Below are 26,167 nucleotides of genomic sequence, written 5' to 3' on the forward strand. Positions count from 1 at the left end.
AGAGGTATTTCCGCACCTAGATGCGATGGCCCAGGTTTGAGAGTCGCTTCTCTCGGTAGCGGTTCTCCATCAGGTGGGAGGAGTTCGATGAGATTTCTCGGCATCAACGCGATCTTTCACGACCCCGCCGCGGCGATCGTCGCCGACGGGCGCATCGTCGCCGCCGCGGAGGAGGAACGGTTCAGCCGCCGCAAGCACGGCAAGCGGCCCCTCGCCTTCTCGGCCTGGGAGCTGCCGGAGCAGGCGGCGGCCTGGTGCCTGAAGGAGGCGGGACTCTCCCCCGAGGACATCGACGCGGTCGCCTACTCCTACGATCCGTCCCTGGTCGTCCAGCGGCCCGAGGGCGACTGGGAGGACCTGCGCACGAAGTACGCGGTGCGCGCGCCGAACTTCCTGGCCACGGCGCTGCCCGGGCTCGACCCGGCGCAGGTGCGCTACGTCCCCCACCACGTGGCGCACGCCGCCTCGGCGGGGCTGGCCTCGCCGTTCCGCGACTGCGCGGTGCTCGTGTGCGACGGCCGCGGCGAGAACGTCTCCCACCTGGCCGGCCGCTACCGCGACGGCGAGCTGGAGGTGCTCGCCGCGCAGGAGCTGCCGCACTCGCTGGGCCTCATGTACGAGGACGTGACCCAGCACCTGGGCTTCCTGCGCTCCTGCGACGAGTACAAGGTCATGGCGCTGGCCTCCTACGGCCGGCCCCGCCACCTGGAGGCGCTGCGCGAACTGATCCACACCACCGGCGACGGCGGCTTCCGGGTCGAGCCGATCGACTGGAACTCCTACGCCAAGGCCCTGTCCAGGGACGCCGCCTGGACGGACGACCACGCCGACCTGGCGGCCAGTGTCCAGGCGCGGCTGGAGGAGGTGCTGCTGGAGCTGGTCCGGTGGCTGCACGAGCGCACCGGGGAGCGGCGGCTCGCGCTGGCGGGCGGGGTGGCGCTCAACTGCGTCGCCAACACCCGCCTGCTGGACGAGGGACCGTTCCAGGAGGTGTGGGTGCAGCCCGCCGCGGGCGACTCGGGCACCGCGCTGGGCGGCGCCCTGCACCTGGCCCAGGCGTACGGCGAGCGGGCCGCGCCCATGGCCGGCGCCGACCTGGGGCGCGGCTTCACCGACGAGGAGCTGGGCGCCTGGCTGGACGTGGCGCGGGTGCCGTACACGCGGCCGGCCGACCTGGCCGACGCCGTGGCGGCCGAGCTGGCCGCCGACCGGATCGTGGCCTGGTTCCAGGGCCGGTCGGAGTACGGGCCGCGGGCGCTGGGCCGCCGCTCGCTGCTCGCGCACCCGGGGCACGCCCGCAACACCGAGCGGCTGAACGACGTCAAGGGCCGCGAGCAGTTCCGGCCGATCGCGCCGATGGTGCTGGAGTCGCGGGCCCGCGACCTGTTCGGGCGGGGGCCGGTGCCCTCGCCGTACATGCTGTTCGTCCACGACGTGGACCCGGCGTGGCGGGACCGGATCCCGGCCGTGGTGCACGTGGACGGGACGGCCCGCATCCAGACGGTGTCGCCGCGGTCGGAGCCGCTGCTCGCGCGGATGCTGTCGTCGTTCGAGGCCCGTACCGGGCTGCCGGTGGTGGTCAACACGAGCCTGAACACGGCCGGGCGGCCCATGGTGGACGACCCGCGCGACGCGCTGGAGTGCTTCGGCTCCTCGCCGGTGGACGTGCTCGTCCTCGGGCCGTACCTGGTGCGGCGGCAGGAGGTGTTCGCTCCGTGATCACGGTGGTGGTGCCCACCGTGGGACGGCCCAGCCTGCGGGCGACGCTGGCCGCCCTCGGCCCGGACGTGCCGGTGATCGTCGTGGACGACCGGCCGCCCGGGCACGACGGACCGCTGATCGTCGTGGACGACCCGGCCGGGCACGACGGGCCGCCCCTGGTGACGCCCGCGCACGTGCCCGCCGGCGTACGGGTCGTGACGTCCGGCGGGCGGGGACCCGCCGCGGCGCGCAACGCGGGCTGGCGGGCGGCCTCGACGCCGTGGGTGGCGTTCCTCGACGACGACGTGGTGCCCGGCCCCGGCTGGTACCAGGCGCTGCGCGAGGACCTGGCCGGGCTGCCGCCCGAGGCGGCGGGCAGCCAGGGCCGCATCGAGGTGCCGCTGCCCGGCGACCGGCGGCCCACCGACGCCGAGCGGAACACCGCCGGGCTGGCCGGAGCGCTGTGGATCACCGCCGACATCGCGTACCGGCGCGAGACGCTGGAGCGGGTCGGCGGGTTCGACGAGCGCTTCCCCCGGGCCTACCGGGAGGACGCCGACCTCGCGCTGCGGCTGACCAACCGGGGGCACACGTTGGCGCTGGGCGAGCGGGTCACGGTCCATCCCGTGCGTGACGACGGGTTCTGGGCGAGCGTGCGCTTCCAGCGGGGCAACGCCGACGACGCGCTGATGCGGCGCCTGCACGGGCCGGGCTGGCGCGAGGCGATCGGCGGGACGCGCGGGCGGCTGCGCCGCCACGCGGCGACCACGGCGCTCGGGCTGGCCGCCGCCGGCCTCGGCCTGGCCGCCCTGCTGACCGCCGGGCGCGGGAAGGGGCGTCGGACGGCGTTCCCGCTGACCGCCGGGCGGGGAAACGGGCACCGGACGGCGTTCCCGCTGATCGCCGGGCGGGGGAAGGGGCGTCGGAGGGCGTTCCCGCTGACCGCCCGCCGCTCCCCCGTGTGGCCGGCCGCCGTCGCGGGCGCGGGGTGGGTGGCGATGACCGCCGAGTTCGCCTGGGCCCGGATCGCGCCGGGCCCGCGCACACCCGGCGAGGTGCTGCGGATGGCCGTCACCAGTGTGCTGATCCCGCCGGTCGCCGTGGCGCACCGGCTTCGGGGGGAATGGAAGGTGCGGCGATGAGCGGACGGGTGCTCGTGGCGCGGCTGGACGACGCCGGGGACGTGCTGCTGGCCGGCCCCGCCGTCCGGGCCGTGAGCGCGCGCGGGGGCGAGGTGACGCTGCTCGCGGGCCCGCGCGGGCGGGCCGCGGCCGAGCTGCTGCCCGGCGTGGACCGGGTGATCGTGTGGCGGGCGCCGTGGATCGACCACCGTCCGCCGCCTGTGTCGCGGCACGACGTGGACGACCTCATCGCTCAGGTCGGCGGGACCGACGAGGCGGTGATCCTCACGTCGTTCCACCAGTCGGCGCTGCCGCTGGCGCTGCTCCTGCGGCTTGCCGGGGTGCGCCGCGTCTCGGCCATCAGCAACGACTACCCCGGCTCGCTGCTCGACGTGCGGCACGTCGTGGACGAGGGGCTGGACGTGCCCGAGCCGGAGCGGATGCTGTCCGTGGCCCGCGCCGCCGGCTTCGAGCTGCCGCCGGGCGACGACGGCCGGCTCGCCGTGCGCCGGCCGCTGCCCGACGTCTCCCGTCTCGGCCTGGGGCCCGGCCCGTACGTCGTCGTGCACCCCGGCGCGTCGGCGCCCGCGCGGACCTGGCCGGCCGAGCGCAACCGCGAGGCCGTGCGCGAGCTGGCCGACGACGGCCACCGGGTCGTCGTCACCGGCATGGAGCGCGAGCTGACGGCGTACGTCGCCGCCGGCGCGCCCGGCGCGGCCCTGGACCTCGGCGGCGCGACCACGCTGGCGCAGCTCGCGGCCGTGATCGAGGGCGCCGCCGTGCTCGTGGCCGGCAACACCGGTCCCGCCCACCTGGCGGCGGCCGTCGGCACGCCGGTCGTGAGCCTCTTCGCGCCGGTCGTCCCGGCCGGGCGGTGGGCCCCGTACCGGGTGCCCGCGGTCCTGCTGGGCGACCAGGACGCGCCGTGCCGGGACTCCCGGGCGCGGGTGTGCCCGGTGCCCGGCCATCCCTGTCTGGCGCAGGTGACCAGCGAGCAGGTGGTCAAGGCAGTGAGGGAGCTGAACCAGTGAGAATCGCCCTGGTCTCGGAACACGCGGATCCGCTCGCGGCCATCGGCGGGGTGGACGCCGGCGGCCAGAACGTCTACGTCGCCGCCCTGGCCACCGCCCTCGGCGAGCGGGGCCACGAGGTGGTGGTCCACACCCGGCGCTGGGACCCGTCGCAACCGGCGCGGGTGGAGATCGCGCCCGGCGTGCGGGTCGAGTACGTCGAGGCGGGCCCGGCGGCACAGGTGCCGAAGGACGAGCTTCCGCCGTACATGCCGGAGTTCACCGCGCGCCTCGCGGCGCGCTGGGAGGCGGATCCGCCGGACGTCGTCCACGCGCACTTCTGGATGAGCGGGCAGGCCGCGCTGCGGGCCGCCGGGAACGTGCCGGTGGTGCAGACGTTCCACGCGCTCGGCGCCGTCAAGCGGCGCTGGCAGGGCGCCGCCGACACCAGCCCGCCGCACCGGGTGGACACCGAGCGGCAGATCGGCCGCAGCGCCGACGCCGTGCTCGCCACCTGCCGCGACGAGGTGAACGAGCTGCGCGCGATGGGCGTGCCCGAGCAGCGGATCGTGATCGTGCCGTGCGGCGTCGACCTCGGCCGCTTCCGGCCGGACGGCCCGAAGGGGCCGTGGCCGGGCGGCGCCGGCCCGGCCGGCACGACCCCGGGAGCGGACGGGCCGGGCCCGACGGGATCGAACACGCCGGGATCGAACACGCCAGGATCGGACACGCCGGGATCGGACACGCCGGGATCGGACACGCCGGGCCTGCCGGGGGCGGGCAGGGCGCGGGTGCTCAGCATCGGGCGGCTGGTCCCGCGCAAGGGCGTGGACACCCTCGTGCAGGCCATGCGGCTGCTCCCCCGCGTCGAGCTGGTGATCGCCGGCGGGCGCGTGGACGACGAGGAGGCGGTGCGGCTGCGCGAGCTGGCCGACGGGTACGGCCTGGCCGGGCGCGTGCGGATCGTCGGGAGCGTCCCGCGCGACGAGGTGCCGGCGCTGATGCGCGCGGCCGACGCGCTGGTCACCGTGCCGTGGTACGAGCCGTTCGGGATGGTGCCCGTCGAGGCCATGGCCTGCGGCGTGCCCGTGATCGCCTCGGCCGTCGGCGGCCACCTCGACACGGTCGCCGGGTGCGGCCTGCTCGTGCCGCCCCGCCGCCCGCGCGCCCTGGCCAGGGCGCTCAAGGACGTGCTGGCCGACCCGGGCCGCCGCCGCGCGATGGGCGCGGCCGGGGCACGCCGGGCCCGCCAGCGCTACGGCTGGCCGCGCGTCGCCGAGCGTACGGAGGCGGTCTACACGCAGGTCATCGACGGCCGGATGTGCCGTCTCGCGGCGCTGGGAGGGTGAGAGATGGACGCGCATCTGGAGAAGCTGTGCGTGACTCTGGCGCGCGTCGACGGTCACACGGCCGTCGTCCGCGCGTGGGGCGGCACGCTCGCCGGGCTCCTGTCCTCCGGCGGCAGGCTGCTGGCCTGCGGCAACGGCGGATCGGCGGCCGAGGCCCAGCACCTGACGGCCGAGCTGGTGGGCCGCTACCGCGCCGACCGCCCGCCGTACGCGGCGATCCCGCTGCACGCCGACACCTCGTCGCTGACGGCGATCGCGAACGACTACGGCGCCGAGGAGGCGTACGCGCGCCAGGTGCGCGCCCACGGCCGCCGGGGGGACGTGCTCGTGTGCCTGTCCACCAGCGGCGGCAGCCCGAACGTGCTGGCCGCCGCCAAGGCGGCCCGCGAGTGCGGGATGCTCGCCTGGGCGCTGACCGGGCCCGCGCCCAACCCGCTGGCCGGCATGTGCGACGAGGCCGTCACGGTGCCCGCCGAGGAGACCGCGACCGTTCAGGAGGTGCATCTCGCCCTGATCCACCTGCTCTGCGACGCGGTCGAGGAGGCGCTGTGAGCGGGCCGCTCGTCGTCATCGGCGACACCCTGCTCGACGTGGACGTGGAGGGCCGCGCGGACCGGTTGTGCCCGGACGCGCCCGTCCCGGTGGTGGACGTCGACGCCGAGCAGGCCCGGCCCGGCGGCGCGGGCCTGTCCGCGCTGCTGGCCGCCCGCGACGGCGCCGACGTGGTGCTCGTCACCGCGATCGGCGACGACCAGGACGGCCGCCGCCTGTGCGGGCTGCTGGCGGGCGAGGTGGAGCTGGTGCGGCTGCCGCTGCGCGGCGGCACCGTGCGCAAGACCCGGATCCGGGCCCGGGGGCAGACGCTGGTGCGCGTGGACTCCGGCGACGGCCGGGCCCGTCACGCCGCCCACGACGTGGTGGCCGCGGCGCTGCGCCTGGCGGGGGCGGTGCTGGTGTCCGACTCCGGCCGCGGCGTCACCGGGGTGACGCGCGACCTGCTGCGCGGGGCAGACGCGCCGCTGGGGTGGGACCCGCATCCCCAGGGCGAGCAGCCGGTGCCCGGCTGCGCGCTGGTGACGCCGAGCGAGGCCGAGGCCAGGCTCATGTGCGACGGCCCGTACGAGGGGCCCGACCAGGCCGCCCGCCACCTCATGCGCGCGCTGCGGGCACGGGCCGTGGCCGTCACGCTGGGCGGGCGCGGCGCGGCGCTGGCCCGCCAGGGCTGCGCGCTGACCCAGGTGCCCGCGCCGGTGTCGGCCCCCGGGCAGGACGTGTGCGGCGCGGGCGACCGGCTGGCCGCCGCCGCCGCGCTCGCGCTGCGCGACGGCTCCGGCGTGGAGGAGGCCGTGACGATCGGCGTCGGCGAGGCCTCGCGCTTCGTCGAGCGGGGCGGCGCCGCCTCCATCCGCATCCAGCAGCAGGAGCTCGGCGACCGGCCGCGCACCGCGCTGGAGGTGGCCGAGCTGACCCGTGCCTACGGCGGGCGGCTCATCGCCACCGGCGGCTGTTTCGACCTGCTGCACGCCGGGCACGTCAGCCTGCTGCGGCGGGCGCGGGCGCTCGGCGACGCGCTGGTGGTGTGCGTCAACTCCGACGACTCCGTCCGCCGGCTCAAGGGCCCGACCCGGCCCATCGTGGACGTGCGCGACCGGGTCGAGGTGCTGCGGGCGCTGGGCTGCGTGGACGCGGTGCTGGTGTTCGACGAGGACACCCCGGCCGCGGCCATCGAGCGGCTCCGGCCGGACGTGTGGGTCAAGGGCGGCGACTACGAGGGCGACGTGCTGCCCGAGGCCGAGGTCCTCGACCGGCTGGGCGGCGAGGTCGTCGTCCTCAGCAGCCTTCCGGGCCGCTCCACGACCAACCTCATCAGGGAGATCCGCTGACGACGTTCCCGCGGGTACGCGGGAGGCGCGACCACGACGACAAGGAGATCACATGAAGGTGCTCATCACCGGAGGCGCCTCCGGCCTCGGGCGGGCGACCGCCGAGGCCGTGGCCAAGGAGGGCTGGCGGCCGCTGGTCGTCGACGCGCGAGATCCCGGGCAGGACGTCGAGCACGTGGTCGCCGACCTGGCCGACCGGGCCGAGGCCGAGCGGGCCGTGCGCGAGCTGGCCGAGCGGGCCGGCGGCCTCGACGCCGTGGTGACCGCGGCCGGTGTGGACGCCTGCGGGCGCCTGGAGGACGTGCCGGCCGACGCCTGGGATCGGGTGATCATGGTCAACCTGCTCGGCACCGCCTCGGTCGTGCGGGCGGCGCTGCCGTACCTGAAGGAGTCGCGCGGCAAGGTCGTCACCTGCGCGTCCACGCTCGGGCTGCGGCCGCTGAGCGACGCGAGCGCCTACTGCGCGTCGAAGTTCGGCGTGGTCGGCTTCACCCGGGCGCTGGCCGTCGAGCTGGCCGGGCAGGTCGGGGTGACGCTGCTGGTGCCCGGCGGCATGCGGACGGCGTTCTTCGACGGCCGGCCGGAGCAGTACAAGCCGGGCCCCGACGCCAGTCTCAACGACCCGGCCGACGTGGCGCGCACGGTCGTGTTCGCGCTCGGCCAGCCGGCCGGGTGCGAGCTCAGGGAACTGGTGGTGTGCCCCTCGACGGAGACGTCATGGCCCTAGAGCTTCTCGCGCTGCGCGGGCTCGGCCTGGGCGACCTGCTCACGGCCGTGCCCGCGCTGCGCGCGCTGCGGCAGGAGTTCCCGGTCCACCGGATCACGGTGGCCGCGCCGGCGCCGCTGGAGCCGCTCATGCCGCTGACCGGGGCGGTGGACGAGCTGATCGACGTGCGCGGCCCCGGGCCCGTGCCGTTCGAGCGGCCCGATGTGGCGGTCAACCTGCACGGCAAGGGACCGCAGAGCATCGACGCGCTGCGCCGCACCGAGCCGGGGCGGCTGCTCAGCCACACGGTCGGCCCGCCCTGGCGGGACGGCGTGCACGAGGTGCGGCGCTGGTGCGACATGCTGGAGTGGTACGGGGTCAAGGCCGACCCGTCGGACCTGACGCTGGGCGTGTCCGACCGGACCGGGCCCGTGGTCGTCCATCCGGGCGCCGCCTTCCCGGCCCGGCGCTGGCCGCCCGAGCGGTTCGCGCAGGTGGCCGCGGTCCTGGAGCGGGCCGTGGGCGAGGTCGTGGTCACCGGCGACGCCGGGGAGGCGCCGATCGCCGCGCGGGTCGCGGAGCTGGCCGGGCTGCCCGCCGGGCGGGTGCTGGCCGGCCGTACGGACCTGGCGGGGCTGATCGACGTGGTGGGCCGGGCCCGGCTCGTGGTCTGCGGCGACACGGGCGTCGGCCATCTGGCGACCGCCTTCTGCGTGCCGTCGGTGGTGCTGTTCGGGCCGGTGCCGCCCGCGCTGTGGGGGCCGCCGCCCGGCTGGCGGCACGTCGCGCTGTGGGCCGGGCGGGCCGGCGACCCCCACGGCGGCCGGGTGGACCCCGGCCTGCTGCGGATCGATGTCTCCGAAGTCCTCGACGCCGTGATGGAGGTCACCTCATGAGGGCGCTGGTTACCGGCGGAGCCGGTTTTCTCGGCTCGCACCTGTGTGAACGCCTGCTCGGCCAAGGGGCCGAGGTCATCTGCATGGACAGCTTCCTCACCGGAGGCCCGCGCAACGTCGAGCACCTGATCGACCGGCCGGAGTTCCGCATCATCGAGTGCGACCTGACCGGATACGTCCATGTTCCCGACCGGCTGGACCTCGTCCTGCACTTCGCCTCGGCCGCCTCCCCCGCCGACTACCTGCGCTACCCCATCGAGACGCTGCGGGTGGGCAGCGTCGGCACCCTGCACGCGCTCGGGCTCGCCCGGGAGAAGGGCGCCCGGTTCGTGCTCGCCTCCACCAGCGAGGTGTACGGCGACCCGCTGGAGCACCCGCAGAAGGAGACGTACTGGGGCAACGTCAACCCGGTCGGGCCGCGCAGCGTGTACGACGAGGCCAAGCGCTTCGCCGAGTCGCTGACCACCGCCTACCGGCAGTCGCGCGACACCGACACCGGCATCGTGCGGATCTTCAACACCTACGGCCCGCGCATGCGGCCCTTCGACGGCCGGGCGATCCCGACCTTCATCCGGCAGGCGCTGCTGGGCGAGCCGCTCACGATCACCGGCGACGGCACGCAGACCCGGTCCGTCTGCTACGTGGACGACACGGTCACGGGCATCCTGGCCATGGCGGCGAGCGATTTCGCCGGCCCGGTGAACATCGGCAACCCGGACGAGCTCACCATGCTGGAGCTGGCCACGCTGATCAAGAAGCTGGCGGGGTCGTCGTCGCCCGTCGAGTTCATCGAGCGGCCGGCCGACGACCCGATGGTGCGCCGGCCGGACACGACGCTGGCCGCCGAGCGGCTCGGCTGGCGGGCCGCGGTGCCCGCCGAGGAGGGCCTGCGCCGGACCATCGACTGGTTCGCCTCCGAGCTGGCGGGCCAGGGCAGACTGGAACGGCTGGGCGCCTGAGCCGGCCGTCGGGGGGTGGTGGTTTCGAGGATGCCGGGAATCGCGATGGTCGTGCTGGACATGCTGAACCCGTACGACCACGAGGACGCCGACCGGCTCGTGCAGGGAGTGGAGCCGATCGTGCCCAGGCTGGCCGAGCTGGCCGGCCGGGCGCACCGGCGCGACGACGTGGAGCTGATCTACGTCAACGACAACTACGGCGACTTCACCGCCACCCGCGAGGACCTGGTGGCGCGGGCGCTGAAGGGACGCCGGCCCGACCTGGTGCGGCCGGTCGTGCCGCCGCGCACCGCGGCGTTCCTCACCAAGGCGCGCCACAGCGCCTTCTACGGCACGCCCCTGGACCACCTGCTGCGGCAGAGGGGCATCGGCACCGTGATCCTGACCGGGCAGGTGACCGAGCAGTGCGTGCTGTACAGCGCGCTGGACGCGTACGTGCGGGAGTTCGGGGTGGTGGTGCCGCCGGACTGCGTGGCGCCGGTTCACGGGGATCTCGGCCGGGCCGCGCTGCGCATGATGGAGCGCAACATGTCGGCCGAGATCGTCCCGGCGCGCCGCCTCCTGACGTAGGGGCCGGAGAGCCCGGTCAGGGGGCGGCGCCCGTGGCCTTCGTCAGAGGGCGACGCCGAGGAGCGCGTCGGCCAGGTCGCGGACCAGGCCGGGCGCGCCGGTGTCGGCGCCCTCGCCGGCCAGCGCCTCGTCGGCCCAGGCGTCGATCGCGGCCAGCGCGCCCGGCGCGTCGAGGTCGTCGGCCAGCCGCTCGCGCACCCGCGCCAGCACGTCGCCGGCGGGCGGTCCCGACGGGAGCGCCACCGCCTCGCGCCAGCGGGCCAGCCGCCGCTCCGCCTCGGCCATCAGCTCCGTGGTGTACTCCCAGTCGGAGCGGTAGTGGTGGGCCAGCAGGACCAGCCGGATCGCCATCGGGTCGCGCTCCTGGCGCAGCCGCGAGACGAACACGAGGTTGCCCTTGGACTTCGACATCTTCTCGCCGTCGAGGGCGACCATGCCGGCGTGGGTGTAGAACTTGGCGAACGGCCACTCGCCGGTCGCCGCGTGCCCCTCGGAGGCGCCGCACTCGTGGTGCGGGAAGATCAGGTCGGAGCCGCCGCCGGCCACGTCGTAGCCGGCGCCCAGGTGGTCGAGCGCGATGGCCGTGCACTCGATGTGCCAGCCGGGACGGCCCCGGCCCAGCGGCGAGTCCCAGGCCGGCTCGCCCGGCCGCTCGGCCCGCCACAGCAGCCAGTCGAGGGGGTGGCGCTTGCCCGGCCGCTCGGGGTCGCCGCCCCGCTCGGCGAACAGCTCCAGCATCTGCTGCTCGCCGTAGCCGGACACCTGGCCGAACTTCGGGGCGTCGGCCGAGCTGAAGTAGACGTCGCCGTCCAGCCCGTAGGTGACGCCCTTGGCCGACAGGGCCTCGATCAGCCCGGCGACGCGGCCGACGACCTCGGTGACGCCGACGTACTCGCGGGGCGGCAGGATGCGCAGGGCCTCCATGTCCGTGCGGAACAGCTCGATCTCCCGCTCGGCCAGCTCCTGCCAGGGGACGCCGGTCTTCTCGGCGCGCTCCAGGAGCGGGTCGTCCACGTCGGTGGTGTTCTGTGTGTAGTGGACGTCAAGGCCGCCGTCGCGCCACACCCGGCCGACCAGGTCGAAGGCGAGGTACGTGTTGGCATGCCCGAGGTGCGTGGCGTCGTACGGGGTGATGCCGCACACGTACATGCGGGCCGTGGGACCCGGCTCGGTCGGGCGTACCTGCCCGGTCGCCGTGTCGTGGAGCCGCAGAGGGACGCTCTGACCGGGCAGTTCGGGGATGTTCGGGGCGGACCACGATCTCATGGCTTTGAGCCTATCTGTCCCGCTCGGCGGTCAGGTCGGTGAAGTCGTACGTCACGTCGTCGCGGGCCAGCGTGACCCGCATCGCCGACAGCGACGTGAGGACCTTGCCGTCGGGCGTCTCGTGGCGGACGAGCAGCGACTCGGGGTCGGCGGAGGGCGCCTCCTCGCCGGGGACGCGCCAGTCGCCGGCGCGGAAGCGGGGCAGGTTGGCCACGACGCGGGGGTGGGCGGGGTCGAGTCCCGCCCCGTTGACGATCATGTTGATGCCGTCGGGCACGGGGGTGACGGTCAGCCGCTCGCCGTCCCAGCCGGCCAGCCGCGCTCCCGGCGGCTCGGCGAGCAGCAGGTAGAAGGGGTCGTACACGGTGAGGTCGGCCCGCGACAGGCTCGCCTCCGCGGGGGCGCCGGCGGGCAGCGGGTCTCCCGGCAGGGTGCCGGTGGCGGCGGCGCGCAGGGCCAGGTCGCCGCGGGAGACCCGGGTGTCCTCGGGGGCCGTGCAGCCGCAGCCGTTGAGCAGGGCGGCGGCGCGGCGGGCGGCCGGGTGGACCGCCAGCCAGGTGCCGCCCGCCTTGAGGTCACGGCCGCCGATCACGCCGGGGTAGCGCTCGGGCCAGTGCTCCCCCGGCCCCTCCCAGGGCCGGTCGGCGTACTCGTCGCGCACGAACAGGAGTGTGAGGGGCCACCCTGTCTTCACGATCACGGTGCACATGGGGCACAGCGTAGTAGCTCTATGTCGTAGTAAATGCCTTTAGATCGGCGGCCAGGGGATGGCAGGCCAGTCCTCCGACGGCGACGGGTGGACGCCGGTGTCGAGCAGCCGCCTGACGCGCTGCCAGGTCGCCTCCACCTCCGCCTGGGTCAGCAGCTCGCGCAGCCGGCGCCCGAGCGCGCCCGACTCCAGCTCGCGCTCCAGCTTGGCGAGCACGGCGACGGCCTCGCGCGCCAGGGGCTTGCCGCGCCACTGCCACAGCACGGTGCGCAGTTTGTCCTCGGCGGCGAAGCAGACGCCGTGGTCGACCCCGTACACGTGGCCGGTGGGCAGCGGCAGCAGGTGGCCGCCCTTGCGGTCGGCGTTGTTGACCACCGCGTCGAAGACCGCCATGCGGCGCACCACCGGGTTGCGGCTGCGCACCAGCCGCATGAGGTCGATCTCGCGCTCGGTGTCGATCCAGAGCTGGCACATGCCGGGGCCGAACGGGCCGTCGCGGTAGACGGTGGGCGGCACGATCTGCCAGCCGGTCGCCTGGGACACCTCGAAGGCCGCCACCTCGCGCGCCGCCAGCGTGCCGTCGGGGAAGTCCCACAGCGGCCGTTCGCCGCGCACCGGCTTGTAGACGCACGCGACGGTGCTCCCGGCGAGCGTGACGGAGCAGTAGAGGGTCAGGTTGGTCGCCTCGACCAGGCGGCCCACCACGTCCAGGCGGCCGTCACGGAGGAGCTTCAGCGCCCTCTCGTCGTCCATGACCGGCGTGTGCGAGTGCCTGACGGCGGGCTCGCTCTCCGGGGCGCTCATGAAGCCGCCTCACCCCCGCGGTAGCCGTTGAGCCGGACACAGATGTGCCCCTCGGCGTCGAGGGGCTGGCCGCACAGGGGGCAGGGTGGCCTGCCCGCGGCGACGAGGCGCAAGGCCCGTGCGGTGAAGGCCCGCGCGGCCCCGGCGCTGATGCGGACCCGCAGCACGGCGGGCTCGGGCGCGTCGAGGTCCTCGTCGTCGACCATCTCCTGCGCCTCGATCACCACCTGCGAGGTCTCGGGGTCCCACGCGAGCGCCATGGTGCCCACCCGGAAGTCCTCGGCCAGCGGGACGTCGAGAGGGGCTTCGTCGGTGAGCTCGGCGGGCGCCAGGGCCGGCACGTGAGCGGTGCCCCCGCTGCGCCGCAGCACCTCGTCGAGCAACTCGTCGAGCCTGCCCGCGAGCGCGGCGACCTGCAGCTTCTCCAGCGCGACCGTGGTCAGTCTGCCCTCGGCTCTGGCCTGCAGAAAGAAGGCTCGGGCGCCCGGTTGCCCCAGGGCACCGGCCACGAACCTCTCTGGTGGGTCGTAGTCGAAGACCGGCATAGCCTGACCTTACGTGGTCCCGGGTCCGCCGCCGACGGCGGCATCGCTCCCGGTGATGTTTTCTCCCCCGTCTTTCTCCTCCGAATCCTCGGGGAGCCGCAATTCCCCCATATCGTTAAGCCTGAGGAGAAAGGGACGCAAGGGAGCATAGCGAATCACTGTGAGCGCCGCAGGATCTGCCGTTATCCGCTGAAACTGGTCAAGGTGAAGGCCCAGCGCATCGGCCACGATCGCCTTGATCACGTCGCCGTGGCTGCACACGAGGTAGACACCCTTCTCCCCCACGCGCGCGTTCCACTCCCGGACCGCCGCCACCGCCCGGTGCTGCACGTCCGCCAGCGGCTCACCGCCGGGGAAGACCGCCGCGCTCGGATGGGCCTGCACGACCCGCCACAGCGGCTCCTTGGCCAGCTCCTCCAGCGGGCGGCCGGTCCAGCCGCCGTAGCCGCACTCCACGAACCGCTCGTCGGTCTTCACGGCCATGCCGCGCCCCTCGGCGACGGCCGTCGCGGTCTCCACGCACCGCTCCAGCGGGCTGGAGACCACCGCGTCCAGCCGCACGCCGGCGATGCGCCCGGCCAGCGCGCCGGCCTGCCGCCGTCCCTCCTCGCTCAGATGAACTCCCGGTGTACGGCCGGCCAGGACGGGCCCCGTGAGGGCGGTGAGGCCGTGGCGGGCCAGAAGCAGCGTGGTCACGACCCAAGTGTCGCAGGCGTGGATCACGGCTTTTCCGCGGCCCGGACGGTACCCTTTCGGGACCATGCAGCAGCGCTATGTCGGCCGAAGCGGCCTGTCGGTGTCCCGGCTGGGGCTCGGCACGATGACCTGGGGGCGTGACACCGACGCCGACGAGGCCTCGGCGCAGCTTCGCACCTTCGTGGACGCGGGGGGCACGCTCGTCGACACGGCCGACGTCTACACCGGCGGCGACGCCGAGCGCCTGCTCGGCCGGCTGCTGCGCGACCAGGTGCCCCGCTCCGAGCTGGTGATCTCGACCAAGGCCGTGGTGACGCCGCTCGGCCGCCGCCCGCGCGACGCCTCCCGCCGCCATCTCGTGGCCGCCGTGGACGCGTCGCTGGCCCGCCTCGGCGTCGACCACGTCGACCTGTGGCAGCTCCACACCTATGACGACGAGGTGCCGCTGGAGGAGACCCTGGCCGCGCTCGACGCGATCGTCTCCTCCGGCCGGGCCGTCTACGCGGGCGTGTGCGACTACGCCGGCTGGCAGCTCGCCGCCGCGGCCGTCGCCCAGCGCTGCGTGCCCGGCCGCGTGCCGATCGTCTCGGCCCAGGCCGAGTACTCCCTGCTGGCGCGCGAGCCGGAGCGGGAGCTGCTGCCGGCCGCCGAGCACGTGGGGGCCGGGGTGCTGGCCTGGTCGCCGCTCGGGCGGGGGGTGCTGACCGGCAAGTACCGCACCGGCATCCCGGCCGACTCGCGGGCCGCCACGCCGCACTTCGCCGACTTCGTCCGGCCGTACCTCGACGACCGCTGCCGGTCGGTGGTGGAGTCGGTGATGACGGCCGCCGACGGGCTCGGCGTCTCGCCGCTGGCGGTGGCGCTGTCGTGGGTGCGCGACCAGCCGGGCGTGGCCTCGGCCATCGTGGGGGCCCGTACGCGGGGGCAGCTCGCGGGCATCCTGGCGGCCGAGGAGGTCGTGCTTCCCCGGGAGATCCGCGAGGCCCTGGACGACGTGTCCTCCCCGGACTGACACGGGTGTCGCGGGCCGTTCAGAAAGTCGCGGGCCGTTCAGAAAACCGGACGAAAAGAACCGGAGTCGGGCTCGCGTATCACTACTCGATACCGAATCGCAACTTTGGCGGTAAACACCTGCGTCTCGGCGGCGATGTCCGTAAAGATTTCATCCAAGGCGATGCGGGAGGGGACGAATCGATGGGGAGCAGGACCGCTGGGTCGGCCGGCGTCCTGGCGACGGCACTGGCGGCGACCGCGGTCACCGTGGCCCTCATTGTGCCCGTCGCCGGACCGGCCGCGGCCGACGACTGTCCCAAGGGGGACGGCTTACTCGGCGGCGTGACGGGCACGGTCTGCGACACGGTCGGCAAGGTCACCGGCACCGTCGACAACGTGACCGGCGGCAAGGCCAAGGGCCTGACGGACAAGGTGGACGACACCACGGGCAAGGTGCTCGGCAAGGTGGGCGAGGCCGTGCCCACGGTCAGGCCCGGCCAGGGCAGGAAGAACGACCCGGACCCCACGCCGACCACCAGGGACACGCTGCTGCCCACGACGCTGGGCGACGTGTGCCTGCCGGTGCTGGCCTGCGACGACCAGAGCGTCCGCGACGACGGCCCGACGCCCGGCCCGAGCGCCACCGCCCTGTCGCCCGCGCAGCGGCGCACGGCGCAGCCCGGGCTGCCCACCCGCTCCGGCACGGCCCGGCAGCGCAAGGACGACGACAAGCACCCCACGGCGACCCCCACGGCCGGGCCCACCCGCTCCGCCACGCAGCCGGACAGCCAGCCGTACCTCCTGGACACCAAGCAGGAGCGGATCAGCGAGGAACCGGCGGCCGACCCGGAGGAGCCGCGCATCGACCTGCTCTGGCCGCACCCCCTCGTGCGCGACCTGACGGCGCCGCTGCACGACCAGCAGATCGTACGGCCGAGCACCCCCGCCTCCGACGTGCTGGGAACGGCGCTGACGGTCATGCTGCTGCTGTCGGCGGTGGCGGCGACGCGGGTGGTGCAGCAGCGGCGGCACCGCTCGGACCAGCCCGACTCGATCCCGTTCGAGCCGTCGACGGCCGCCAACGGCCGCCACCGCCTCGCCTGAGCCGCCCGCCGGCCGATCCCGGGAAAAAGCCGAGCCCGGCCGCGCTGCGGTCAGCGGGCCGGGCGTGGAAGGGGTGACGAGGCGTCAGGCGCCGATCGCGTGGACCCCGCCGTCGACGTGGACGATCTCGCCCGTCGTCGCCGGGAACCAGTCGGACATCAGCGCGAGGCACGCCTTGGCGGCCGGCACCGTGTCGGACAGGTCCCAGCCGAGCGGCGCCTTCTCCGGCCAGCTGTCCTCGAACTCCTTGAAGCCGGGGATCGACTTGGCCGCCATCGTGCGCAGCGGACCGGCCGCGACGAGGTTGACCCGGATGCCCTGCTTGCCCAGGTCGCGGGCGAGGTAGCGGGAGGCGGACTCCAGGCCGGCCTTGGCCACGCCCATCCAGTCGTAGACCGGCCACGCCTTGGTGGCGTCGAAGTCGAGGCCCACGACCGCGCCGCCCTCCTTCATCAGCGGCAGGCAGGCCACCGCGAGCGACTTGAAGGAGTACGTGGACACGTGCAGGGCGGTCGAGACGTCCTCCCACGTGGTGTTGAGGAAGTTGCCGCCGAGCGCGGTCTGCGGGGCGAAGCCGATGGAGTGGACGACCCCGTCGAGGCCGTCGACGTGCTCGCCGACCCGGGCGGCCAGCGTGTCGAGGTGCTCGGTGTTCTGCACGTCGAGCTCCAGCACCGGCGCGGGCTGCGGCAGCCGCTTGGCGATGCGCTCGACCAGGCTGAGCCGGCCGAAGCCGGTGAGCACCACGGTGGCGCCCTCCTCCTGGGCCAGCTTGGCGACCGAGAACGCGATGGAGGCGTCGGTCAGCACGCCCGTCACGAGGATCCGCTTGCCTTCGAGAATGCCCACGTCAGTGCCCCATTCCGAGTCCGCCGTCGACCGGGATCACGGCCCCGGTGATGTAGGAGGCGTCGTCGCCGGCCAGGAAGCGGACGACGCGCGCGACCTCGCCCGGCGACGCCTGCCGCCCGAGCGGGATGTTCTTGATGATGGCCTCCTCGTCCAGGCCGGCCGTCATGTCGGTCTGGACGAAGCCGGGTGCGACCACGTTGACCGTGATGCCGCGCGAGCCGTACTCGCGCGCCATGGAGCGGCCGAACCCGATGAGGCCGGCCTTGGAGGCGGCGTAGTTGGTCTGGCCGGCGGAGCCGAGCAGGGCGACGACCGAGGAGACGAGGATGACGCGCCCGCGCTTGAGCTTCATCATCGGCCGGATGGCCCGCTTGGCGACCCGGTAGGCCCCGGTGAGGTTGGCGTCGATGACGTCGGTGAAGGTGTCCTCCTTCATCATCGCCAGCAGGGTGTCCTTGGTGATGCCGGCGTTGGCCACCAGCACCTCGACCGGGCCCTGCTCGGCCTCCACCTTCTCGAAGGCGGCCTCGACGTCGTCCATGCTGGTCACGTCGCACCGGACGCCGAACAGCCCCTCCGGGGGCTCTCCCGAACGGTAGGTGACCGCGACGGCGTCGCCGGCCGCGGCTAGTTCACGGGCGATCGCGAGGCCGATGCCGCGATTGCCCCCGGTGACGAGTACAGAGCGTGCCATGAGACCTGACGCTATCCCCTACCGGCGGGTATCCGCTTGTCCGGGCCAGACAAGATCACAGGGTTAGGATCGTGGACATGCGCCAGATGGACCCCGATTTCCTGGAGCTGCCGCTGCGGCAGCTCGCGGACGCCGCCCTGCAACGCGCCCGTGACCTGGGTGCCGAGCACGCCGACTTCCGGCTCGAACGCGTCAGGGCCGAGATGCTGAGCCTCTACGACACCCGGCTCGAGGGCGCGATGGACGCCGACGACCTGGGCTACGCCGTGCGCGTGGTCAAGGGCGGCACGTGGGGCTTCGCCTCCGGCATCCTCCTCACCCCGGAGGCTGCCGCGGCGGTGGCCGAGCAGGCGGTGCGCGTGGCCGAGGTGAGCGCCCCGATCAACCGCGAGCCGATCGAGCTGGCCCCCGAGCCCGCGCACCGCGACGTCACCTGGGTCTCCTCCTACGAGATCGACCCGTTCACGGTGCCGTCGGCCGACAAGGTCGCGCTGCTGGCCGAGTGGTCGGCCGGGCTGCTGAAGGGCGCCGACCACGTCTCGGCCCGGCTGTACCAGGTCAAGGAGCAGAAGTTCTACGCCGACACGGCGGGCACGGTCACCACCCAGCAGCGCGTGCGCATCCATCCGAACCTCAACGCGATGAAGGCCTCCGACGGCGGCTTCGACGACATGTCGACGATCGCCCCGCCGGCGGGCCGCGGCTACGAGTACATGACCGGCACCGGCTGGGACTGGGCGGCCGAGCTGGCCCGCATCCCCGAGCTGCTGGCCGAGAAGCTGGCCGCGCCCTCGGTCGAGCCGGGCGAGTACGACCTGGTGATCGACCCGTCCAATCTGTGGCTGACCATCCACGAGTCGATCGGCCACGCCACGGAGCTGGACCGGGCGCTCGGCTACGAGGCGGCCTACGCGGGCACCAGCTTCGCCACGTTCGACAAGCTCGGCGAGCTGACATACGGATCGCCGATCATGAACGTGACCGGTGACCGCACGGTCGAGCACGGCCTGGCCACGATCGGCTACGACGACGAGGGCGTCGAGGGGCAGTCGTTCGACATCGTGCGCGACGGCGTCCTGGTCGGCTACCAGCTCGACCGGCGCATGGCGCTGATGAAGGGCTTCGGCCGCTCCAACGGCTGCGCGTTCGCCGACTCGCCCGGCCACATGCCGATCCAGCGCATGGCCAACGTCTCGCTCGCCCCGGCGCCCGGCGGCCCCTCCACCGAGGAGCTGATCTCGGGCGTGCGGCGCGGCCTCTACATCGTCGGCGACAAGAGCTGGTCCATCGACATGCAGCGCTACAACTTCCAGTTCACCGGCCAGCGGGCGTACCTGATCAGCGACGGCCGGCTGGCCGGCCAGGTGCGCGACTTCGCCTACCAGGCGACCACGACCGACTTCTGGCGGTCGATGGAGGCGGTCGGCGGGCCGCAGACGTACGTGCTCGGCGGCGCCTTCAACTGCGGCAAGGGCCAGCCGGGGCAGGTCGCCCCGGTCAGCCACGGGTGCCCCTCGGCGCTGTTCCGGGGCGTCCGGATCCTCAACACCGTGCAGGAGGGTGGGAAGAAGTGAGCGAGCACATCACCGGCGGTTCGCCGCAGGAGATGGTGGAGCGGGCACTGGAGCTGTCGCGGGGCGACGGCTGCGTCGTGCTCGCCGACGAGGGCTCCACCGCCAACCTCCGCTTCGCGGGCAACACCCTGACCACCAACGGCGTCGCCCGCTCCTCGCGGCTGACCGTCATCTCCGTCGTGGGTGAGGGCGTCGGCGTCGTGTCGCGCGCCGCCGTACGCCCCGACCAGCTCGCCGACGTGGTGGAGGCGGCCGACCGGGCGGCGCGCGAGGCGCAGCCGGCCGAGGACGCCCGGCCGCTCGTCGAGGGCGTGCCGGCCAGCCCGTCCTGGGGCGACCCGGTGACGCCGACGGACATCGGCGTCTTCGAGGACTTCGCGCCCGCGCTGGGCGAGGCGTTCGCCGCCGCCGAGTCGGGCGGCAGGAAGCTGTACGGCTTCGCCGAGCACACCCGGACGACGACGTTCCTCGGCACGTCGGCGGGCCTGCGGCTGCGCCACGACCAGCCGTCCGGGCGGCTGGAGCTCAACGCCAAGTCGGCCGACCTGAAGCGGTCGGCGTGGACCGGCGTGGCCACGCGCGACTTCTCCGACGTGGACGTGACGGGCCTCGACTCGTCGCTGGCCCGGCGGCTCGAATGGGCCAAGAACCGGATCGACCTGCCGGCCGGCCGCTACGAGACGATCCTGCCGCCGAGCGCGGTCTCCGACCTGATGATCTACCTGTACTGGTCGGCGGGCGTCAGGGACGCGCTCGACGGCCGCTCGGTGTTCTCCAAGCCCGGCGGCGGCACCCGGGTGGGCGAGCGGCTGGCCGAGCTGCCGATCACGCTGGCCGGCGACCCGTCGGCGCCCGGGCTGGAGTGCGCGCCGTTCGTCGTGGCGCACTCCTCCAGCCGGGACTCGTCGGTGTTCGACAACGGCCTGCCGCTGGAGCCGACGGCGTGGGTGAAGGACGGGCGGCTGGAGGCGCTGCAGCAGACCCGCTACTCCTCCGAGCTCAGCGGCATGCCGGTGACCCCGCCCGTCGACAACCTGCTCATGACGTGCCGCGAGGGCGGCGCGTCCCTGGACGAGATGATCGCCTCCACGGAGCGGGGGCTGCTGCTGACCTGCCTGTGGTACATCCGCGAGGTCGATCCGCAGACGCTGCTGGTGACGGGGCTGACCCGGGACGGCGTCTACCTCGTCGAGAACGGCGAGGTCGTGGGCGAGGTCAACAACTTCCGGTTCAACGAGAGCCCGGTCGACCTGCTCGGCCGCCTGTCGGAGGTGGGCGCGAGCGTGCCGACGCTGCCCCGGGAGTGGAACGACTACTGGACCCGGGCGGTCATGCCGGCCGTGCGGGTGCCCGACTTCAACATGTCGACGGTGAGCCAGGCGAGCTGATCCTCGCCGGCTGACGTCACCGTGCCGCCGGCCAGCCGGGTGAGCCCCTCGCGGGCCACCGGCCGTCCCGGCGGACATCGGGTGTCGGGCGTCGGGCGTCGGATGTTCGGTGTCAGGCGCCGGGCTTCAGGCGCCGGGCTTCAGACGCCGGGCTTCAGGCGTCCTCCAGGCGGAAGCCCACCTTCATGCCCACCTGGTAGTGGGCGACCTCTCCCCCTTCGATGTGCCCCCGCACCTCCGTCACCTCGAACCAGTCGAGGTGCCGCAGCGTCTGCGAGGCGCGCCGGATGCCGTTGCGGATGGCCTGGTCAACGCTCTCGGCCGAGGTCCCGACTATCTCGGTCACCCGGTACGTTCGATCCGTCATCTCCACATCCTCCTTACTCGAAAGCCATGATCGCATGACCGGCCGTCCTGGGCCGGGCGGCCGTCGCCCGGCGCTCCTCCGAGGTCTACGGTGGGAGATATGAAGCGCTGGCGTAAGAAGCACGACGTCCATCAGGTGACGGACGCCAGACCCTCGCTGACCGCGGACATCCAGCGCCGCGAGGTGAGCTACCTGATCAAGATGGGGATCCGCACGATCTGCCTGATCCTGGCCGTGGTGGTGCCCGTGCCGTGGCCGTACCGGCTGCTGTTCATCGCGGGCGCAGTCTTTTTGCCATACATAGCCGTAATCGGGGCCAATGAGAGGGGGATGGATGTCCCTCCTCCCACCTTTCAGACACCGGAAGCTAACCAAAGCGAGATACCAAGGCACCGACGCGAGATCGGGTCGTGACTAAGTCTTGACGCATCCCATGGGTTGTAGGTGTACGCTTTAGCCAAGCACTCCGGTCCCCCGTCGGAGTGCTGATGCCGGCGTTCCGGGCCCCCGTCGGAACGCCGATGAAGCGACGCCGGGTGGTTTGCCCCCGTAACCACCCGGCGTCGCCCTTTTCTGGGAAATCCCGCGCCGTAGATGATCAATCCAGCGCTGGCGCCGATCGTGTGATAGGGCCCCTTTCCCGAAATCGTTTTCGCTTCGAACCGTCCATAATTGCCAGGAAACTTTCAGGTTCGCGCAGCGCTTGACAAGAAGAGTTCGTCGGAGTGTCAGTCGTCCGTCAGCGTCTGGGCCGTGGCCCGCCCCCAGTCGCGGGCGAGGGCGGTGAGGCGCGCGACGGCGTCCTCGGGCGCGGTGCCGGCGCCCTGGGCGAGCCCGAGCAGGTAGGCGGTCAGCGGCGCCGCCGGCCGGGCCACGCCGTGCGCCACCTCCTTGGTGAGTTCCAGGATCAGGTCGCGGTCGACGCGGGCCGGGTCGACGCCGAGCTCCTTGCAGGCCAGCGCGGTCCACTCGTTCAGCACGTTCATGGGTGCGCGGCGCGGCCTTCCGTCCCGGGACGGCGCGTCGGGACGCTCCGGTGCCGTCACGGGCCGGGCGGCGCGCCTCCTCCTGTCGTCGGGAAGGGGACACGGGTCGTGTCACCGAGGCGGGCTTCGTACAGGTCGTCCATTGTGTCGCAGTCGAACCAGGGGCGCCCCGGCAACGTGACGCGCGCGGCGACGAGGGGGGCCAGCAGGCCGCGCAGGGACCGCCCGCCGTACCGGCCGAGGGCCTCCCGCAGCGCCGCGGTGTCCCAGACGCCCAGCAGCCACTGCTCGCGCCCGTCGCCGTCGACGGCCACCACTCCGGCGCGGCGCGCGCCCGCGGGGACGTCCGGATCGCCTTCCTCCCGGCCCGGAGCCGCCCTGTGATCGCCTGACGCGGGCGGGGCGGCCCCTTGTGCGGGGGTGACCCTTTCCGGGGTTCCAGGCCCGCCTGGGAGCGCTCCTGAGCCGGTGCGGACATCGCGCCGCGAGCCGGGAGCGGGCGCGTCAGGCGCGGCACCGCCGTCAGACTCGGCGCCGCCGTCAGGCGCGGCGCCCCCGTCAGGCGCGGCGGGCGCGTCCGGCGCGACGCCGCCTCGCGCGCTCGCCTCGGCGCCCCTCTCAAGCGCGGCACCCGCGCCAGGCACGGCGGGCACGTTCCGCTCGGCGCTCCTCTCAGGCGCGGTGAGCTCCCCAGAGGGCGCAAGTGACACACCGGTTGAAGGAGGCACGCGGGCCGTAGAAGACGCAGTGGCCGGGGGAGACACAGAGGCGAGCAGCGTCTCAGGGGCGAGGTGCACCTCAGGCGACAGAGGCGACTGCGGGGCTGCCGACAGTCGAGGGTCGGGAGACGGAGGCGACGGCGGAGGCGGGGCGGTCGGGGCGGTCGGGGCGGTCGGGGCGGTCGGGGCGGTCGGGGCGGTCGGGGCGGTCCGAGGCGGCGGCAGGGCGGCGAGGAGGGCGGCGATGTGGGACGGGGCCAGGAAGGGGAGATCGGCCGCCAGCAGGACGACCCTCGGCGCCGTGACCTCGCGCAGCCCCGCGCGCAGTGCGGGCACCGGCCCCCCTCCCGGAGGGTCCTCCCGGGTGAAGACCACTCCCGGCAGGTCGCGGACGGGCCCGACCACCACCACGCGCCCGGCCCCCGAGACGGCGCCGGCGACCCACTCCAGCAGCGTCCGCCCGCCCACGACGAGCCCCGGCTTGTCCGCCCCGCCGAGCCGCCGCGCCTCTCCCCCGGCCAGCACCACCGCGTCGTACCCAGCACTCATGCCCTCACCGTACGCACACCCGCGCCCCTCCCGCGCGACAACCCTCCACCGCGGCCCCCGGCGAGCACCACCGGCCCGCGCCGCGCCCCACGGCTCCGGTGCGGCGGCTGCATGACCGCCGCGAGCAGCAGCGCCCCTTCTATTGCCAACACAAATTGACATAGAAGGGGCGTCAGTGGTCCGATGGCGCGATGAGCACCGAGTTCCTTCTCACCACCCTGGTCATCGTCGTCACGCCCGGCACCGGCGTGCTCTACACGATGGCCGCCGGCCTGGCCCGCGGCGGGCGGGCCGGCATGGTCGCGGCGCTGGGCTGCACCCTCGGCATCGTGCCGCACATGGCCGCGGCGGTCACCGGCCTGGCCGCCCTCCTGCACGCCAGCGCGCTCGCCTTCCAGGCGCTGAAGTACCTGGGCGTGGCCTACCTGCTGTTCATGGCCGTCATGACGCTGCGCGAACGCGGGGCGCTCAGCGTGGAGCCGGAGACCGCCCCGCGACCGGCCGGCCGGGTCATCGCCTCCGGCATGCTGGTCAACCTGCTCAACCCCAAGCTGTCGATCTTCTTCTTCGCGTTCCTGCCGCAGTTCGTGAGCACGGAGGAGCCGGCCGCGCTCGTCCGCATGCTGGAGCTGAGCGGGGTGTTCATGCTGGTGACGTTCGTGGCGTTCTGCGGCTACGGGTGGTTCGCGGCGGCCATCCGGGGTCAGGTCGTCTCGCGCCCCGCGGTGATGACGTGGATGCGGCGCGTCTTCGCCGGGGCGTTCGTGGCGCTCGGCGTGAAGCTGGCCCTCACCGAGAACTGAGCCCCGGCGGAGCCCCGCGGACCTCAGCCGCCGATCGCCGACATCGGGCGGGACGGCTGCAGGAACGACGGGTCGTCGATGCCGTGCCCCGCGCGCTTGCGGGCCACGGCTGCGGTCCAGCGCGCGGCCAGCTCCTCGTCCGTGGCGCCGGCCCGCATCGGCGTCTTGAGGTCGGACTCCTCGGTGGCGAACAGGCAGTTGCGCACCTGGCCGTCGGCGGTGAGCCGGACGCGGTCGCAGGCGCCGCAGAACGGCCGGGTCACCGAGCCGATCACGCCCACCCGGGCCGGCCCGCCGTCCACCAGGAACCGCTCGGCCGGGGCGCTGCCGCGCTCCTCCAGGTCGTCGGGGCTCAGGTCGAACGAGCCCGACAGCCGCTCGAGGATCTCGTCGGCGGTCACCATGTTCTCGCGGCTCCAGCCGTGCTGGGCGTCGAGCGGCATCTGCTCGATGATGCGCAGCTCGTAGCCGCGGTCGAGGCAGAAGCGCAGCAGCGGCACGGCCTCGTGGTCGTTGACGTCGCGCATGAGCACGGTGTTGATCTTGACGGGGCGCAGGCCGGCCTCGTGGGCGGCGGCCAGGCCCTCGATCACGTCGGTGAACCGGTCGCGGTGCGCCAGCCGCTTGAACACCTCGCGGTCGAGCGTGTCGAGCGAGACGTTGACCCGGTCGAGCCCCGCCTCGGCCAGCGGCCCGGCCAGCCTGGCCAGGCCGATGCCGTTGGTCGTCAGCGACACCTGCGGGCGCGGGCGCAGCGCTGCGGTGCGGGCGACGATGTCCACCAGCTCGCGGCGCAGCAGCGGCTCGCCCCCGGTGTAGCGGACCTCGGTGACGCCGAGCCGCTCGACGCCGATCGCGACCAACCGGACGATCTCGTCGGCGGTGAGGAGCTGGGCGTTGGGCAGCCAGTCGAGCCCCTCGGGCGGCATGCAGTACGTGCAGCGCAGGTTGCACTTGTCGGTGAGGGACACCCGCAGATCCGTCGCCACCCGTCCGAACGAGTCCCGCAACACGGGCGTCACCTCCTGTCAGATCTCCGGCTGTCCGGGTCGCCGGACGGCCAGCCTACGGCCGGCCCCGCCGCCTTCCCGCACCGCATGGTCGTATCGTGCCGCATCCCACCACAACAGCCACGCGACGGGACCGATTCCCTCCTTTCCTCCAGGATCCCCCCTCTCCTGGTCAGGGCGGTACGGCCGGCCCCCGGTAAAACCCTTGCCGGACACCGGTGACGTCCTGCCATGATCCCGGCATGCGACACTGGCCTCTGTTCTCCCTGTCCATCACCACGCCCCGGCTGGAGCTGCGGGTACCCTCGCTCGCCGACCTGGACGAGCTGGCCGAGCGCGCCGCCGAAGGCGTCCACGACCCGGCGGAGATGCCGTTCTTCCAGCCCTGGACGGACGCCTCCCCGGAGGAGCGGGCCCGCGGCACCCTGCGCTACGTCTTCGGGCGCTGGGGCGCCTGGACGCCGGAGTCCTGGAGCTGCCCCCTGGTCACGGTGTCCGAGGGGCGGGTCGTCGGCGTGCAGGAGCTGGAGGCCGTGGACTTCGCGGTCACCCGCGAGGTGCGGACGGGCTCGTGGCTCGGGCTGCGCCATCAGGGCCAGGGCATCGGCACCGAGATGCGCCGGGCCGTGCTGCACCTGGCCTTCGACGGGCTCGGCGCCGAGAGCGCCGTCTCGGAGGCGTTCCTCGACAACCACCGGTCGCTGGGCGTCTCCCGCCGGCTCGGCTACCGGGACGACGGCCTGGCGCGCCACAGCCGGCGGGGCAAGCCTGCGGTGCAGCAGCGGCTGCGGCTGGACCGCGAGCACTGGAGCACGCCGTCCGGTCACCGCATCGACGGGCTGGAGCCATGCCTGCCGCTGTTCGGCGCCGCGCGGGACGCGTAGCGGAAAAACCGGTGGGGCTCGCGGTCATG

General features: G+C 74.0%; 28 protein-coding genes and 1 pseudogene. 17 read left to right on the plus strand and 12 right to left on the minus strand.

Features of this window, described 5'->3' with window-relative positions:
- The first annotated feature begins 87 nt into the window (after window positions 1–87).
- Genes HTZ77_RS11865 through HTZ77_RS11910 form a run of 10 tightly spaced genes read left to right on the plus strand, consistent with a single transcriptional unit; the run spans window position 88 to window position 10,195 of the window.
- The gene (locus HTZ77_RS11865; RefSeq protein WP_175589553.1) at window positions 88–1,719 is read left to right on the plus strand and encodes a carbamoyltransferase family protein; all 1,632 of its coding nucleotides are present in this window, start codon (window positions 88–90) and stop codon (window positions 1,717–1,719) included.
- Window positions 1,716–2,843 (plus strand): glycosyltransferase family 2 protein, encoded by a 1,128-nt coding sequence (locus HTZ77_RS11870; protein ID WP_175589554.1) that lies wholly within the window; start codon window positions 1,716–1,718, stop codon window positions 2,841–2,843. Before HTZ77_RS11865 ends, HTZ77_RS11870 begins: the two co-directional genes overlap by 4 nt.
- Window positions 2,840–3,853: a glycosyltransferase family 9 protein gene (locus HTZ77_RS11875; RefSeq protein WP_175589555.1), complete on the plus strand. Its 1,014-nt coding sequence runs from the start codon at window positions 2,840–2,842 to the stop codon at window positions 3,851–3,853. Before HTZ77_RS11870 ends, HTZ77_RS11875 begins: the two co-directional genes overlap by 4 nt.
- On the plus strand, window positions 3,850–5,181 hold the full coding sequence (locus HTZ77_RS46040; protein ID WP_175589556.1) for a glycosyltransferase: 1,332 nt from the start codon (window positions 3,850–3,852) through the stop codon (window positions 5,179–5,181). The genes HTZ77_RS11875 and HTZ77_RS46040 overlap by 4 nt, the downstream gene beginning before the upstream one ends.
- A 3-nt stretch (window positions 5,182–5,184) precedes the next feature.
- Entirely contained in the window at window positions 5,185–5,733 is a 549-nt protein-coding gene (locus tag HTZ77_RS11885; RefSeq protein ID WP_175589557.1) for a D-sedoheptulose-7-phosphate isomerase, read from the plus strand.
- On the plus strand, window positions 5,730–7,064 hold the full coding sequence (gene rfaE2, locus HTZ77_RS11890) for a D-glycero-beta-D-manno-heptose 1-phosphate adenylyltransferase (RefSeq protein WP_175589558.1): 1,335 nt from the start codon (window positions 5,730–5,732) through the stop codon (window positions 7,062–7,064). The genes HTZ77_RS11885 and rfaE2 overlap by 4 nt, the downstream gene beginning before the upstream one ends.
- A 52-nt stretch (window positions 7,065–7,116) precedes the next feature.
- A complete protein-coding gene (locus tag HTZ77_RS11895) occupies window positions 7,117–7,791 on the plus strand; it encodes an SDR family oxidoreductase (RefSeq protein WP_175589559.1) in 675 nt (224 codons plus the stop codon).
- Window positions 7,782–8,666 (plus strand): glycosyltransferase family 9 protein, encoded by an 885-nt coding sequence (locus HTZ77_RS11900; protein WP_175589560.1) that lies wholly within the window; start codon window positions 7,782–7,784, stop codon window positions 8,664–8,666. The genes HTZ77_RS11895 and HTZ77_RS11900 overlap by 10 nt, the downstream gene beginning before the upstream one ends.
- The gene (locus HTZ77_RS11905) at window positions 8,663–9,625 is read left to right on the plus strand and encodes a UDP-glucuronic acid decarboxylase family protein (protein WP_175589561.1); all 963 of its coding nucleotides are present in this window, start codon (window positions 8,663–8,665) and stop codon (window positions 9,623–9,625) included. The genes HTZ77_RS11900 and HTZ77_RS11905 overlap by 4 nt, the downstream gene beginning before the upstream one ends.
- A gap of 30 nt (window positions 9,626–9,655) precedes the next feature.
- Window positions 9,656–10,195 carry a cysteine hydrolase family protein gene (locus HTZ77_RS11910; protein WP_175589562.1) on the plus strand — a complete coding sequence of 180 codons (540 nt, stop codon included), beginning with the start codon at window positions 9,656–9,658 and terminating at the stop codon, window positions 10,193–10,195.
- A 42-nt stretch (window positions 10,196–10,237) separates the two neighbouring features.
- Here the strand turns inward: HTZ77_RS11910 and mshC are convergent, their stop codons facing one another.
- Genes mshC through HTZ77_RS11935 form a run of 5 tightly spaced genes read right to left on the minus strand, consistent with a single transcriptional unit; the run spans window position 10,238 to window position 14,215 of the window.
- Entirely contained in the window at window positions 10,238–11,461 is a 1,224-nt protein-coding gene (gene mshC / locus HTZ77_RS11915; protein ID WP_175589563.1) for a cysteine--1-D-myo-inosityl 2-amino-2-deoxy-alpha-D-glucopyranoside ligase, read from the minus strand.
- Between the two features lie 10 nt (window positions 11,462–11,471).
- Window positions 11,472–12,170, minus strand: coding sequence for an NRDE family protein (locus HTZ77_RS11920; protein ID WP_175589564.1), 699 nt, complete (start codon window positions 12,168–12,170; stop codon window positions 11,472–11,474).
- Window positions 12,171–12,209: 39 nt separating this feature from the next.
- Complete coding sequence (locus tag HTZ77_RS11925) at window positions 12,210–12,974, minus strand: SCO1664 family protein (RefSeq protein WP_175589565.1); 765 nt, start codon at window positions 12,972–12,974, stop codon at window positions 12,210–12,212.
- Entirely contained in the window at window positions 12,971–13,519 is a 549-nt protein-coding gene (locus HTZ77_RS11930; RefSeq protein ID WP_175589566.1) for a DUF3090 domain-containing protein, read from the minus strand. The genes HTZ77_RS11925 and HTZ77_RS11930 overlap by 4 nt, the downstream gene beginning before the upstream one ends.
- 9 nt (window positions 13,520–13,528) lie before the next feature.
- Window positions 13,529–14,215: a histidine phosphatase family protein gene (locus HTZ77_RS11935; protein WP_175589567.1), complete on the minus strand. Its 687-nt coding sequence runs from the start codon at window positions 14,213–14,215 to the stop codon at window positions 13,529–13,531.
- Between the two features lie 64 nt (window positions 14,216–14,279).
- Here HTZ77_RS11935 and HTZ77_RS11940 point away from each other — a divergent pair, with 64 nt between their 5' ends.
- Window positions 14,280–15,227: an aldo/keto reductase gene (locus HTZ77_RS11940; RefSeq protein WP_175589568.1), complete on the plus strand. Its 948-nt coding sequence runs from the start codon at window positions 14,280–14,282 to the stop codon at window positions 15,225–15,227.
- A 182-nt stretch (window positions 15,228–15,409) separates the two neighbouring features.
- Entirely contained in the window at window positions 15,410–16,312 is a 903-nt protein-coding gene (locus tag HTZ77_RS11945) for a hypothetical protein (RefSeq protein WP_175589569.1), read from the plus strand.
- Between the two features lie 84 nt (window positions 16,313–16,396).
- Here HTZ77_RS11945 and fabI read toward each other — a convergent pair whose 3' ends face one another.
- A complete protein-coding gene (gene fabI / locus HTZ77_RS11950) occupies window positions 16,397–17,161 on the minus strand; it encodes an enoyl-ACP reductase FabI (RefSeq protein ID WP_175589570.1) in 765 nt (254 codons plus the stop codon).
- Between the two features lies 1 nt (window position 17,162).
- Complete coding sequence (fabG, locus tag HTZ77_RS11955) at window positions 17,163–17,858, minus strand: 3-oxoacyl-ACP reductase FabG (RefSeq protein ID WP_175589571.1); 696 nt, start codon at window positions 17,856–17,858, stop codon at window positions 17,163–17,165.
- A 77-nt stretch (window positions 17,859–17,935) separates the two neighbouring features.
- Here fabG and HTZ77_RS11960 point away from each other — a divergent pair, with 77 nt between their 5' ends.
- Complete coding sequence (locus HTZ77_RS11960; RefSeq protein ID WP_175589572.1) at window positions 17,936–19,432, plus strand: TldD/PmbA family protein; 1,497 nt, start codon at window positions 17,936–17,938, stop codon at window positions 19,430–19,432.
- A 32-nt stretch (window positions 19,433–19,464) separates the two neighbouring features.
- Window positions 19,465–20,820 (plus strand): metallopeptidase TldD-related protein, encoded by a 1,356-nt coding sequence (locus HTZ77_RS11965; protein ID WP_175589716.1) that lies wholly within the window; start codon window positions 19,465–19,467, stop codon window positions 20,818–20,820.
- 154 nt (window positions 20,821–20,974) lie between these two features.
- Here the strand turns inward: HTZ77_RS11965 and HTZ77_RS11970 are convergent, their stop codons facing one another.
- Complete coding sequence (locus HTZ77_RS11970; protein WP_175589573.1) at window positions 20,975–21,187, minus strand: dodecin; 213 nt, start codon at window positions 21,185–21,187, stop codon at window positions 20,975–20,977.
- Window positions 21,188–21,286: 99 nt separating this feature from the next.
- On the opposite strand from HTZ77_RS11970, the gene HTZ77_RS11975 reads away from it, so the two are divergent.
- Entirely contained in the window at window positions 21,287–21,601 is a 315-nt protein-coding gene (locus HTZ77_RS11975; RefSeq protein ID WP_175589574.1) for a DUF3099 domain-containing protein, read from the plus strand.
- 314 nt (window positions 21,602–21,915) lie between these two features.
- On the opposite strand, the gene HTZ77_RS11980 is transcribed toward HTZ77_RS11975, so the two are convergent.
- The 3 genes and pseudogenes from HTZ77_RS11980 to mobA all read right to left on the minus strand — a co-directional run.
- Complete coding sequence (locus HTZ77_RS11980) at window positions 21,916–22,173, minus strand: DUF6457 domain-containing protein (RefSeq protein ID WP_175589575.1); 258 nt, start codon at window positions 22,171–22,173, stop codon at window positions 21,916–21,918.
- 56 nt (window positions 22,174–22,229) lie between these two features.
- On the minus strand, window positions 22,230–22,487 hold the full coding sequence (locus tag HTZ77_RS48695; RefSeq protein WP_175589193.1) for a hypothetical protein: 258 nt from the start codon (window positions 22,485–22,487) through the stop codon (window positions 22,230–22,232).
- Window positions 22,488–23,087: 600 nt separating this feature from the next.
- Window positions 23,088–23,603: pseudogene (mobA, locus tag HTZ77_RS48700) on the minus strand (molybdenum cofactor guanylyltransferase); the annotation flags it as partial.
- A 29-nt stretch (window positions 23,604–23,632) separates the two neighbouring features.
- On the opposite strand from mobA, the gene HTZ77_RS11995 reads away from it, so the two are divergent.
- Window positions 23,633–24,244: a LysE family translocator gene (locus tag HTZ77_RS11995; protein WP_175589576.1), complete on the plus strand. Its 612-nt coding sequence runs from the start codon at window positions 23,633–23,635 to the stop codon at window positions 24,242–24,244.
- A 23-nt stretch (window positions 24,245–24,267) separates the two neighbouring features.
- Here the strand turns inward: HTZ77_RS11995 and moaA are convergent, their stop codons facing one another.
- Window positions 24,268–25,257: a GTP 3',8-cyclase MoaA gene (gene moaA / locus HTZ77_RS12000; protein WP_175589577.1), complete on the minus strand. Its 990-nt coding sequence runs from the start codon at window positions 25,255–25,257 to the stop codon at window positions 24,268–24,270.
- Window positions 25,258–25,496: 239 nt separating this feature from the next.
- Here moaA and HTZ77_RS12005 point away from each other — a divergent pair, with 239 nt between their 5' ends.
- Window positions 25,497–26,138: a GNAT family N-acetyltransferase gene (locus tag HTZ77_RS12005; protein WP_175589578.1), complete on the plus strand. Its 642-nt coding sequence runs from the start codon at window positions 25,497–25,499 to the stop codon at window positions 26,136–26,138.
- The last annotated feature ends 29 nt before the right edge of the window (window positions 26,139–26,167 follow it).

Source organism: Nonomuraea montanisoli, from assembly GCF_013363975.1.
Taxonomy (GTDB): domain Bacteria; phylum Actinomycetota; class Actinomycetes; order Streptosporangiales; family Streptosporangiaceae; genus Nonomuraea; species Nonomuraea montanisoli.